At 31.2% G+C, this 13,436-nt stretch carries 9 protein-coding genes; 3 read left to right on the forward strand and 6 right to left on the reverse strand.

Annotated features, from left to right (window positions below):
- The first annotated feature begins 57 nt into the window (after positions 1-57).
- The gene (locus ACWJJ7_RS08220; RefSeq protein ID WP_462964754.1) at positions 58-492 is read left to right on the forward strand and encodes a cation transporting ATPase C-terminal domain-containing protein; all 435 of its coding nucleotides are present in this window, start codon (positions 58-60) and stop codon (positions 490-492) included.
- A 123-nt stretch (positions 493-615) separates the two neighbouring features.
- Here ACWJJ7_RS08220 and ACWJJ7_RS08225 read toward each other — a convergent pair whose 3' ends face one another.
- From ACWJJ7_RS08225 to ACWJJ7_RS08240, 4 genes are all read right to left on the reverse strand, one after another.
- A complete protein-coding gene (locus tag ACWJJ7_RS08225) occupies positions 616-2,448 on the reverse strand; it encodes an ABC transporter ATP-binding protein (protein WP_462964755.1) in 1,833 nt (610 codons plus the stop codon).
- 15 nt (positions 2,449-2,463) lie between these two features.
- Entirely contained in the window at positions 2,464-4,266 is a 1,803-nt protein-coding gene (locus ACWJJ7_RS08230; protein ID WP_462964756.1) for an ABC transporter ATP-binding protein, read from the reverse strand.
- Positions 4,267-4,319: 53 nt separating this feature from the next.
- The gene (locus ACWJJ7_RS08235) at positions 4,320-5,132 is read right to left on the reverse strand and encodes an SWIM zinc finger family protein (RefSeq protein WP_462964757.1); all 813 of its coding nucleotides are present in this window, start codon (positions 5,130-5,132) and stop codon (positions 4,320-4,322) included.
- An 85-nt stretch (positions 5,133-5,217) separates the two neighbouring features.
- On the reverse strand, positions 5,218-8,247 hold the full coding sequence (locus tag ACWJJ7_RS08240; protein WP_462964758.1) for a DEAD/DEAH box helicase: 3,030 nt from the start codon (positions 8,245-8,247) through the stop codon (positions 5,218-5,220).
- A 237-nt stretch (positions 8,248-8,484) separates the two neighbouring features.
- Here ACWJJ7_RS08240 and ACWJJ7_RS08245 point away from each other — a divergent pair, with 237 nt between their 5' ends.
- Positions 8,485-9,390 carry a chemotaxis protein gene (locus tag ACWJJ7_RS08245; protein ID WP_462964759.1) on the forward strand — a complete coding sequence of 302 codons (906 nt, stop codon included), beginning with the start codon at positions 8,485-8,487 and terminating at the stop codon, positions 9,388-9,390.
- Positions 9,391-9,470: 80 nt separating this feature from the next.
- Here ACWJJ7_RS08245 and ACWJJ7_RS08250 read toward each other — a convergent pair whose 3' ends face one another.
- Positions 9,471-10,622, reverse strand: coding sequence for a Rossmann-fold NAD(P)-binding domain-containing protein (locus tag ACWJJ7_RS08250; protein WP_462964760.1), 1,152 nt, complete (start codon positions 10,620-10,622; stop codon positions 9,471-9,473).
- A gap of 392 nt (positions 10,623-11,014) precedes the next feature.
- On the opposite strand from ACWJJ7_RS08250, the gene ACWJJ7_RS08255 reads away from it, so the two are divergent.
- Entirely contained in the window at positions 11,015-11,797 is a 783-nt protein-coding gene (locus ACWJJ7_RS08255; protein WP_462964761.1) for a hypothetical protein, read from the forward strand.
- Positions 11,798-12,027: 230 nt separating this feature from the next.
- Here ACWJJ7_RS08255 and ACWJJ7_RS08260 read toward each other — a convergent pair whose 3' ends face one another.
- On the reverse strand, positions 12,028-13,383 hold the full coding sequence (locus ACWJJ7_RS08260; protein WP_462964762.1) for an MATE family efflux transporter: 1,356 nt from the start codon (positions 13,381-13,383) through the stop codon (positions 12,028-12,030).
- Positions 13,384-13,436: the final 53 nt, after the last annotated feature.

The following is a 13,436-nucleotide window of genomic DNA, read 5'->3' on the forward strand; positions in this document are numbered from 1 at the left end:
GATGAATGCTCTGGATGTTAATGTCAAAGGACTAAATGACCTTGCAATAAAAATATAATGGATGAAAAACCTAGAAATATAAACTCACCTATATTAAATAAATCCTTTTCAATAGGAGTACTACTTGAAGGACTCCTCATTGCATTAGGTACAATGACAGCATTCCATATAGGATTATCAACCGGCGATGCTGTGGTGGCAAGCACAATGGCATTTTCAACACTATGTTTATCAAGACTGCTCCATGGATTTAGCTCTAGGTCACAACAATCCATATTTAAAATAGGAGTTTTCTCAAATAAATACTTATGGATTGCCACTATATTAGGTTATTTACTTTTAGAATTTGTTTTAGGCTTTAAGCCTATTATGGAAGTTTTTGAAGTAGCTCCTTTAACAATAAACCAACGTGCTAAAATATATGGACTTTCTCTTATGCCTCTAATTCTTATTCAAATATATAAACTATTATTTGTAAAATCCCATAAGTAATATACTAAACTCTATAGCAGGGACGGTTAATAACTTCTAGTAAAGTTATTAACCGTCCCTTGCATTTATCATTTATTCCAGCCACGTAAGCGGCAGCCATTCAGTTCTAAACTGTGCTTTCTCTTAATAAAGCACCGTTTTACTATCCATTTCCTTATCTTCTAAGAGTTGATTTGTATATAGGGTATAGTAGTAACCTTTTCTTCTTAGCAATTCTCTATGAGTTCCTGATTCCGTAATCTTTCCATTTCTTATAACAAGAATTCTATCTGCAGATACAATAGTCGAAAGTCTATGAGCAACCACAAAACTAGTTCTGCCATTTAGAACCTTTTCTATAGCATTTTGTATTATTCTTTCTGTTTCCGTATCTATAGAAGATGTAGCTTCATCAAGAACAAATAGTGCTGGATCTGCTACAACAGCTCTAGCAAATGAGATAAGTTGTTTCTCTCCTGTGGATAGATTTCCTCCCCCTTCACCAACCTGCGTATCGTAGCCTTTTTCTAGTTTACTTATAAAACTATGAGCATTTACAAGCTTTGCTGCATTTTCAATTTCATCGGACGTTGCATTTAGCTTTCCATATCTAATATTTTCTCTGATATTTCCACTAAATAAATGTGGGCTTTGAAGCACATATCCAATACTAGATTGAAGCCACAACAGTGATCTTTCTCTATAATCTTTTCCATCAATTAATATTTCTCCACTATTTGGTTCATAAAATCTACAAAGTAAGTTTACTAAAGTGCTTTTACCAGAACCTGTTTCTCCAACTAATGCTATAGTTTCACCTTTTTTCACTTTTAGGTTAAAGTTTTGAAACACCTTTTCTCCATTTTTATAGGAAAAACACACATCTTTAAACTCAATATCTCCATGTATTTCTTCAAAGTTTTCTTGTTTTGCATTAAATAAATCTCCGTACTTTTCAATTACATCATTTTTATCCCATATATCTGGCTCAGTTTCTATTAAAGCTATAATCCTCTCTGCAGATGCTTGAGCATTCTGAAGTTCTGCGATGGTTCCAGCTAGCTGACTTACAGGGTCGAAGAACTGCACAGTATAAGCAATAAACATCACAAAAGTACCATAAGATAGCGATTGTGATATAACACTTTCCCCTCCTAGCCATAAAGCAAAACCTGCTCCTACGCTACCCATAGATATAACAATTGGAAGAAACAGAGCAGAGAACATAGCTGCCCTAACTGAAGAATTTCTCATATTTCCTGCATCTTGTTTAAATTCGTTTAAGTTTTCTTCTTCGCGAACAAGAGTTTTAGTAGTTTTAGCTCCAGATACCTCTTCACTAAAATCCGCAGTTAAATGTGAATTTAATTTTCTAACATTTCTATAGGATTTCAAGATTTTTTTTTGAAAAAATATCCCTATTAAAAATAAGAATGGCACCACACTCATACTTATAATGGTTAGGCGTACATTATTATAAAGCATTACTCCTATAAATCCAGTCATCATAACTATTGCCCATACCATATCAATTAATCCCCAGGATATTATTTCACTAAGCCTTGTTACATCTGAGGTCATTCTTGCCATAAGCCATCCCACTGATGAGTTATCATAATATGAAAAAGATAGCTCTTGAAGCCTTTTAAACCCAAGCTTTCTTATATGATAAGCCAGGTGTGTTTCAATTTTACCTGCATGCATTATAAATAATCTTACATTTAATGCTTGGAAAACAATTATGCAAAAGTAAACTAATGCAAATGTTGTAAGCCCATCTATAGTTTTCTTTGCTATAAAATTATCAATAGCATACCTTGTAAGTAATGGCATTACTACATCTACGCCTGCTACACCTACCATTAGAAAAGCCAAAAATATAAGTCCATTTTTGAATTCTGTAAGGTATTTAAAGAGCTTTGTCCATATACCTATATCTATTTTTTTAGTAGATTTATTTTCATCTATCCTATCCATAATATCACCTGCCTTTTACTCATTAAGCACCTGCTTCTCATCCTTTATAGAATCAAGTGATGTCTGTATATCCCATATTCTTTTATAGATACCATCTTTTTTAATGAGTATTTCATGGGTTCCTATGTCTTCAATCTTTCCATGATTTATTACAATAATTTTATCCGCAGCCATAACTGTAGAAATTCTGTGAGAGATTATGAAGGTAGTATTATTTTCACTTTTCTTTTTAATTTTTTGCCTTATAACTCTATCAGTCTCAGTGTCCACCGCACTTAGGGAATCATCAAATATCAATATAGGCATATTGTTTATAAGTGTCCTTGCTATGGCAACCCTTTGCCTTTGTCCTCCTGACAAGGTAACACCCTTTTCTCCTACAATAGTGTCATAACCCTTTTCAAAAGAAGATATAACATTATGCACATCAGCTACTGTAGCTGCATCATGGATTTCTATATCTTCAGAGTCTCTCTTTGCCATTTTGATATTTTCCTTTATAGTTCTTGAATAAAGAAAAGGCTCCTGAAGCACTATTCCAACATTACTTCTCATATGCTTTCTTTCAATATCCTTAAGCTCTACTCCATCAATCTTTATAGATCCACTATTGTAGTCATAAAGTCTCAATAACAGATGTACTAACGATGATTTACCTGAACCTGTTGGTCCAACAATAGCCACTGTTTCGCCTTTCTTTATCGAAAAAGTTATATCTCTTAAAATTTCATTATCTTTCTCGTATTCAAATTTTACGTTTTCAAAGCTTATATCACCTTTAATTTGTGGCTTAAGAGCTTTTCCATATTCCTGTTCCACGTGTGCTTCAAGAATATTCGTTATTCTCTTAAGAGAAACTGACATTTTTCCCATATCTGAAAGAATTCTACCCAGCTGCCTTACTGGCCATAATAACATTCCTTCATATGTGTTAAATACCACCAAGCTGCCCAAACTTATTTCTCCATTAACTGCAAAATATATGCCCGCTACTAAAACTAGACCAATTTGAGTCATACAAAGTATGTCTGATGTAGACCAATAAATTGAATGTAGCTTTACTAATTTGTAATTTAAATCTCTATATTTCATATTCTCTTTTTCATATTTTTCAATTTCAAACTTTTGCCTTCCAAAAGCTTTTACCACGCGGACTCCGCTTAAATTTTCTTGAAGTACTGAGGTTAGTACCCCCTCTTGTGCATCTGAGTTTTCAAAAGTGTCCTTTATTTTATAAAAGAACACATATGAAAATATAAATATAATTGGTACTATCATCATGGCAATAACCGTCATCTTTTTATTAAGTGATAACATCATTAAAATTGCAAATGTTACTATAAAAAATGCTCTTCCTATTTCCACCATTTGCGTCGCAAAGAATTTTCTAACGGTATCTACATCTGACGTACATCTTTGAATAAGATCACCTGATTCTGCTTTTACATGATATCCATATGGCAAATTCTGAATATGATCATACAGCTTAACTCTCATATTTCTTGCAATATTTTCAGCTGCACGAGCAGAAAGATTTCCTCTTAAGAATAAGAAAACCCCTCTTATACATGTTAGTATTACAAGACCCAAAGCACATATCCATAGATTTCTCGAAAGAACACCTGTGCCACCTAATAGCATAACCAATTTTTGCATAGGTAAAGGAACGTCCATTGGTTTATTTCCTATTATTGAATCTATTGTTACTTTTATAACCATAGGCTCCAGCATTGCTATGAAAGTAGCTACTGCTATAGAAATTATTGCTGCAATATATAATAATCTATTTCCTTTAGTTAACTTTAAAAGTTTTTTCATATAATTTATCTCCTTGTAGCTGGGCCTATTTGATAGTGATTATTAATCATTTTTCAATTTCCATGTATATACTTTCTAGTCTCCTCTTCTGTGCTAGTATATGCAGTCGCCATTTTGCACTTAAATTCATCTGTGCTTGTGCAAAAGTCTGGAATGCCCAACGTTTTTATAACTCCATGCTTAACTTCGGGTGTTGCATAAGAAAATGTCATGTTTGATACCTTATCATCTATTTTACTTAAATTTTCAAATTCTCTTTTTAAATCTTCGATAGTTTTTCTTGACCTACGGTGTATTTTTGCTTTTCGTTTAACCTTTTCACCTTCATTACCACTTCTTAAAGTTCTCAAAGCTTGCAGAAATTGTTCTTTGTCCATACCCCTCAGTTTCAAAATTACAAATGGATCCTTATCAAACTCAATCCCAAGCATATAATGAACTGCCGCAATATGTTTACATGGATTTGCAACGTCGTCACATGAACACTGAGTTACTAAATGTATTTGTTTTTTAGGAAAAAGAGAAACTCCGGCTTCTTTAAAAGCTTCCTCTATATTTTCAGGCATTTCTCCATTTAAAAGTTTAGCGCAAAATATAGCTTTTTGTGACATAATCTTCATGATTTTTTCCCATTCCTGCTTCGAAAAACTATCAAGCTCCATACTCACTTTATAAGGTGTTAAGCTACTGCCCTGAACTTCTGCCTCAATTTCTCCCTTTGAAACTTCTATGCTCAGTACATTTCCACCTCTTGCATATTCTCGTCCGCTGTCAACTCTAGAACTTATAGTAAAGCTCGAAATTGCATTATTCCATTTTTTAGACCACCAATTGCTACCAAATTCATTTCTTATTCTTCCAGCCACAGGTTTCCATCTCCTTGCCAATATCTATGTTTAGGTAACAATTACTAATTATCACCTTTCGTGTTATCATCTTCGATGTTATCTGTCAATTATAATCTTTGTTGCCCTGCTCTAATGTAAAGAGTTCGTGAAGCTCCTCATTGCTCATCTCTGATATCCAATTTTCATTTGTTGAAACTACACTTTCAGCAAGTGCCTGTTTCTTTTCTAGCATAACATCAATTTTTTCCTCAAGAGTTCCCATACATATAAATTTATGAACATGAACATTCTTAAGTTGCCCTATTCTAAAGGCCCTATCTGTTGCTTGATTTTCTACAGCAGGATTCCACCATCTATCAAAATGAAATACATGATTAGCCTTCGTTAGGTTTAGCCCAAGTCCACCAGCCTTTAAAGATAATATAAATACCATAGGCTCATTACTCTCATCTTGAAAAATATTAATTAGTTCTTCTCTTTTCTTTCTGCTGGTTCCACCATGTAAAAATAGTGTTCTTACCCCTAGTTTTCTCCCGATCTCTGATTTTAAAATATATCCCATTTCTGCAAACTGCGTAAATACAAGCGACCTATCCCCTTCTTCTATAACAATTTCCAACATTTCTAGAAGCCTTTCAAGTTTTCCAGAGCGTCCTTCAATGTCGCCATCGTCCTTTAAAAATTGCACAGGGTGATTACATATTTGCTTGAACTTTGTTAATGATGAAATAATAAGGCCCCTACGCTGAATACCTTCTGATTCATCAATTTTATTTATGCAATCATTTACCACAGCTTGATATAAAGTAGCCTGTTCCTTTGTTAAAGATGCATATTCCTTAGTCTCTATTTTTTCTGGCAAATCTTTGATAATGTTTGTATCAGTTTTCAGTCTTCGTAGTACAAACGGGGCAATTATTTTTTTTAGTTTATTACTTTTTTTAGGATCTCCATCCCTCTCTATAGGAACTGCAAATTCACTCCTAAATGTTGACCAATTATATAGATATCCTTTATTTAAAAAATCCATAATAGACCACAAATCTGAAAGTCTATTTTCAACTGGCGTTCCTGTTAATGCAACCTTATATTCTGCTTTTAGTTTTTTTATATATTGAGTTTGTTTGGACTCACTACTCTTAATATTTTGAGCTTCATCTAATATAATTCCTGCCCATTCTTCCTTTTGGAATAACTCCTTATCTCTTACTATTAGCGCATAGGTTGTAATCACAACCTCATTTTTATGTATTTCCTCGCTAAAAGTTTCATAACTCCACCTACTATTTCCGTGATGGATTGCTGATTTAAGATTAGGTGCAAACTTTTCAATTTCTTTTTCCCAATTTCCCACAACAGACGTAGGACATATTATTAAAGTAGGTTTATCCGTTAACCTCTTTTCTCTCTCATAAAGCATAAGGCATATGCTTTGTACAGTTTTTCCAAGCCCCATATCATCAGCAAGGCATGCTCCTATACCATGATTTCGCAAAAAAGTTAACCAGTAAAACCCTCTTTTTTGGTATTCACGAAGAGTACCTCTAAATCCTAATGGGATATCAACTTCTTCTATATTATTCAAATTAAATAATTTTTCAAAAAAATGTCCCACAGCTTCTTGATTATCTATATTATCAAGAGTAACTCCTGGAATTATTTCCTCATCACTTAAGTTGAGCCTTAATAATTCTCCGACAGGAATCTTCCCATTTAACCCCTTATTCATTTTCATCTTGGAAAGTGTTTTAATTTGATGTATATCAACCTGTACCCACTGACCCCTTAATTGAATAAATGGTATTTTTAAATTTGAAATTTTTTCAAATTCTTTCTCACTTATCTCATTCCCATTTAATGCCAATTTCCAGTCATATTCAAGAATAGTATCCATATTAAATGTACTCTTTACTGCTAAATTAGTATTTGCAATGTGCTTTTTATCCTTTAGTTTAACAGAGATCCTTGAAGGTTTTTTCCACCAAGCTGGTGCAATAATACCAAATCCTTTTTCTTTCAAAAAACAAGCTGATTCTCTTAAAAATGAATAGGCTTCCTCCATAGATAGCTTGCACTCTATGGGTACTGCATCATAAAGACTCCTTTCAATAGGAATAAATACTTTTGATGCAATTGCTAAATCCTCTAGAAGCCTTTCTTGGGGATTATTAAATTTTTTATTTAAATAAGTTATTGTATCCACAGATTCTTCAAAAATCATTTTTGCTGGTAGCACAAGGCTAAGATCATCCTTTGCTTGAAGCAAATATTCAATTGTCCAATCCTCTTCTCTTGTAGGTGGAATAACTTTGAAACATGTACGAAATTTAAAATTATTGTTTTTGATTTTTATTGGTTCTATCCATTTCTTATACTCATTTAGCATTTTAATCTGGTCACTTGTGTCTATTGGTATCTCAGGCAATTCTGAAAAAAGAGAATGCATCCAAGTACTACTTAAGTTATTAAAATCATACTCTAAGTAAGCATTATCTTTGTTTATTTCGCTACAACTGCTTCTTACCATACTGTCAATCATAGAATCCATAAAATTACTTACCAGTTTAGTACTATTTGTGTATATGAATTGCTGATCATCTAAATGAAAATATGCCTTACACTCTGTAGGCATATTGCTGCATAAACCTTTCTTTTTTTCAATATACTCAGGGTCGCTTGTGTGCCATCTCCACTGAGAATTCACTTTATTCTTTGCTCTATCGATGGTTAAAGAAGGTAAATATTTATGCTTTATAATTAGCTCAGCAGTAAACTTTGCCACTGTAATCCAAAACTTTATTTCCCCTGATAACTCTACCTGATTCGTGCAATTTCTTTCTATATTCAAAATCATATTAAATGCATCTAAATTATTAAAAGCAATACCTCTAATTTCTCTCTTGAAAAGCTCCTTTTTTATTGCATCATATTTATATTTCCCATGTTTTATGTCTATTGCTGAATTATTTGTTTTGCTACGCAATTCTACAACTGAAGCCATTTTTTCATATAGTGGAAGTGCATTTTTAGGTTTTCTACCTAGTCTTGTGCACTTAGTCTCTCCACTCTCGCCCCACAATATAAATGTGTGCATGCCTTCTGTAGTTTCTATCCATCCGCCATTTAATATCAATTTTACTTCACCCTCTAAATAATGCCGTTAACATTTTATTACATACTATATAGTTTACCATATTTTACTGTAAAATTTCACTTTTATATTCTGTTTTACTATTTTTAAATTTGACTTATTCCTTAAAGTTTTATTTTAACATTTAAAAGTAAAGTTATGGACATTTTGTTCGAAATATAAGTATAAATATTTTTAATACAATGCTATGTTTATATCTATTTGAAAGTGAGGAAAAATATGAGTAATAATATACTATTAGAATCTGGAACTGGCGAACTCGAAATACTAGAATTCATCATAAACAATAAACACTATGCAATTAATATTATAAAAGTTAAAGAGGTAATCCACACAACCAACTTAACGAAACTCCCTGAATCACATCCTGCCATAGCAGGACTTACATTATATAGAAATAAAATCATAACCTTAATAGACTTAAAATATGTTTTGGAAAAGCAGCATAAAAATGAAATCGAGGCAAAAATTATTCTTTGTCAATTTAACAAAATTGAAGTAGCATTTAGTATTGATAATATTGTAGGTGTCCATCGTATTCAATGGGAAGAAATAACTAAGCCTGATGACATCTCTATCAATTCACTAGTTATCGGAAATATTATTTTAGACAATAAAATAATATTATTGCTGGATTTCGAAAAAATAGTTACTGATATCAGCCCTTCTACAGGGATTACTGAGGATAAAATTCTTGATATAGCTTGTAAAGATAGATCTAAGGTTAAACTTGTTTTAGCTGATGATTCTCCATTAATCAGAAAATTATTAAAGGATACCCTTATTAAAGCTGGCTTCAATAACTTAAAAATATTTGATGATGGAAAGCAAGTTTTAGATTATTTATTAAATTTAGCTCAAGAAAAAAACGAAAAATTTATTGAAGATGTCAATGTACTTATAACCGACATTGAAATGCCCCAAATGGATGGTCATACTTTGACAAGAAAAATTAAAGAACATAATATTCTTAAAGCATTGCCAGTTATACTATTCTCATCATTAATTACAGGTGATTTGAAACATAAGGGAGAATCTGTTGGTGCAAATGCACAGCTGAGCAAACCGGAAATAGGAGAGCTCGTGACTTGTATTGATGGATTCGCTAACATTTGTTATAAGTAAAAAGTTTTTTGTAAATTACCCCTTTAAACTAAATCAAATAATAAAAGCTATTGAATGCTACCTGCATTCAATAGCTTTTATTACATTACCACATCTGCTATTTCATCCCCATAGCCAATTAAACTTTCTTCAAAATATTCAATAGTTCCTCTGTATATTGCTCTATTAAAATAGTCACTATTATATAAATTAAAATCATTAACAGAATATCCTATAAGATTTTGTGCAATATATATAAGCTGTTTACCATATAAATCCATGCAGCCTTTTGGGTTAACTCCCGGCCATGCATTACAACTTACTACTGTTCTTTGATTAAGTGATTTGAAACACTTTGGTATATTACTATACTCATCATCACCAGGATAAATAATAATTTTATCCAGTGTTCCATGCGGTATTCCTTCTATTGCCTTTACCTGCATAGGATAAATATCTGTTAAATATGGATCTGATGTTAAATCTAAAATTATAGAATGCTCCTTTAAATGTTCTAATAATTCATTGCTGACAATATACTCTGTTGCATCATCCCTAGTAGTTGCATCTACTAAAATATCCGTATTTTTTAGGATTTCTATCATATGTTTTTTATCATCAGTTATATTTCTAGGTAGCATCTTAACAAGAACACCTTTAGTTTTTCCCTTAAGTATATCCTCATTTGCTTTGTTATTCCCATATTTCCCTGCCAGTCTTGCTGCTGTTAAACCAACCCGTCCCATTCCCATTATACTCACAATTATAGGTTTTCTTTCTTCAATACAATTATTTTTATAGTTTTTTGCCAGCTCAGTAAATGCTGCATTAATTCCATTTCCTGAAGTTCCCTCATAATCTACAACAATTCTTTCCGAAAAATCATTTCTAATAGAATCCATAGAAACAGCAAATATGCCTTTTTCTTTAAGCTTTTCTACTCTGGTAGCTCTAGTTGGATAATGGAGCATACTTAATAAAGTACTTCCTTCTTTCATATAATCAATTTCCTCAAATTCTGGAGATCTTAAAACTACAACTATATCTTTTTCATAAGATTCTTTGTTAGATACAAATTGTATTGTATTATTCTTCTTTAAATAATCTTCTTCTGTATAACCTAAAGCCGAGCCATATCCTTCTTCAAGAAATATTTGTACTTTTCCCTCTTGAAGTAACTCAAAAAATGATGGCAAAAAATCTCTTTTTTCATTTATTTCTTTGTGCATTCTTGGAAAACCTATAGTTTTCAATATTATCATCCTCCCCGTCTTTCTTTAGTGTAGATAACAATTATTAATTATTATCTCTCCTAATACTTATCTGTTTTTATTTCATTATTGGTTTTCAAAAAATTGCAGCACCAAAATAGTTGTTATTTTAAAAATAACACCATTAACCTGCTTATTTTTAAATTTATTTGAAAATTAGATGTAACAATAATTGAATTATATTCTGAAATGTCGTTTAAAATTTGAAAGTGTTTATCTTTAAATTGTATTGTGAAGCAGTGTGACCCCGATTGTTACTAACTTTTTGACAAGTAACAATCTGCATTGTATAATTAAGTTGTTGCTTGCTATAATCTGATTATACAATGCAAATCGCAAGTTTGCAATATTATCTTAGGAGGTTGTGTTAATTTATGAAATGTTTTTTAGATGAGTATATAAAAAATCCAAATTTTGATTTTATTTTAACTATAGATTGTGAAGGATACAATTTCGATAAAAACTTAAAAAACAATGTAATGAATTTAGAAAGACTATTAAAGCTAAATTCCGATAATAATATATATACGCTTTTATTTATAACTCCATTTTTTGCGGAAATGATGAATGAACTAAATCTGGTAGAAAAGATAAAAAATAATTATAAGGTTATATTTGGCCTTCATATCCATCCAAATAATTTGCCAGAACATATTGAAAAGCTTTGTCCATTTATAAAAAGTGATGAAGATTTAATATCATACTACTCTTATGATCAGCAAAAACTTATTATAAAGCATTGTTACGAATATATTTTAAAACTAGGAATTGACCCTATTGAGGCTTTTCGTGGAGGATATTTTTCAATAGACGATAATACAGCAAAAATATTAAAAGAGTTAACTCCTATAAAGTATGAATCTAACAATATTCATAGACCAGAATATAAAGTGCGAAATAACATGTTAACTTCTTTACCAGTTTACGCACAAAATGAAAATGAAGAGTTAAGACTCGAATACTTTAATATTAAAAAGCTTTCAGAAATACTTGAGAAAGGTATTAAGGAAGATAAAAAAGTGTTTGGAATAACTCATAGTTATTTATTAGATCCATTTGATTTTCATTATACACGTGATAACATAGAACTAAATATCCATGAGAGAATGAAGATTTTAATAGATATTATAAATAAAAATAAGAGTTCATCTGTATAAACTTTCTGCGGCGTTACTCAAAATAAGAGCTTGAAACGTGAAATTCCATTAAATAATTCTAATCTTTTGCCAATATAAGAACTACTAAATGGAATTTCAATGTTTCTGCACTTCTTTTTTTGAATCACCGACTACTAAAATAAATGCTATAACCCCTACTGCTTCGTCTCTGCCTTCTTTAAGTAATAAAGTTTTTTCACCTGAAGCGTCAATAATATAATTTTTGTTATCTACAGCCTTATTGACTTTTTTGATAATTTACTAAATCTGTATTTAAAAAGGATAAACATAATCAATGCATCAATTCCCCATTGTAGCGCTGTAATCCACCATACCGCTGTAATTGGATATTTTAAAATATAAATAAAATAATATGTTAGTGGTAATCTTATAATCCAGCTTGTAAAACAACAAATAAAAAACGGACTCTTAACGTCTCCTAACCCTTTTAATGCACCAGCGAAGACTAGCGATATACCTATAAATGGTTGCTCTACTGCTCCGATTGCAAGACATTTCCCTGCTAAATAAGCAACTCTCTTTTCATTTCCATTCACAAAAAACTTTACCAGAATGTTGGACATAAATAAGAATATTATTGCAAATATACTCATCATAAATACAGCATAAAAAACACAATTGTAAGCAATTTTTTTTGCTTTTTTATAATCTTTTTTCCCTATATTTTGTCCTACTAAAGTAATAATTGCGATGCCAAATCCAGCACTGGGCATAACTGAAATTCCTTCTATCATATTAGCTATTTCATCAGCTGCAAATGAAACACTGCCAGAATGAATTATAATGGCAACGCACATCAATTTGCTAATGCTAAAAACTGCTTCTTCCAATGAACAAGGAATAGCAAGTGTTAATATCTTTTTCACATCTTTAAAATTAATGCTGAAAACAAAAAAAGGTTTAAACTTAATTTCCGCCTTGAAAACAGTATAATAAAATGAAAAAACAAATCCACATAAATAAGCAATTATAGAAGCTATAGCCAATCCTTCTATCCCCCTTGCTTTAAACACAATACCAAAAATCAACAAATAATTAAAAATCATTTTAAAAAAAATTACAATTAAGGAACATACGAATGGTATAAAAGTGTTTCCGTACCCTATTAAAATTGAATTTAAAAGCCTCATATTCATACAAAAAAACATAGCTATAGAGTTAATTCTTATAAATGAATATCCTATTTCTAAAATTTTATTCCTAGCTCCAAGTATATAAAGAAGCTCTTTTCCAAAGATGAAAATAAAAGCTGTAATAATTAAACAAAATCCAACACCTAAAATCAATCCTATCGCCGCTAATTTTTCAGCAATTTTATACTGCTTTGCACCTACCAGTCTAGAAACTATTGAAACAATACTTATACAAAATCCTCCTGAAATAAATATATTTATAAATGCATTTGTTAAATTATTACTTAACCCCACAGCACTTACTGCTATATTCCCGCCATATCTTCCAATCATCATTAAATCGAAAATAGACATTACCGTATATATTGTTATCTCCGCAACTACAGGTAAAGAAGTATTAAGGACTTCATTTGTTATATCCCTATTTGCCATACATATCCTACCTCACAAAAATTAATTGCCATTATTAAGTATATTAGATAACT

It is taken from the genome of Clostridium sp. CM042 (assembly GCF_055080995.1).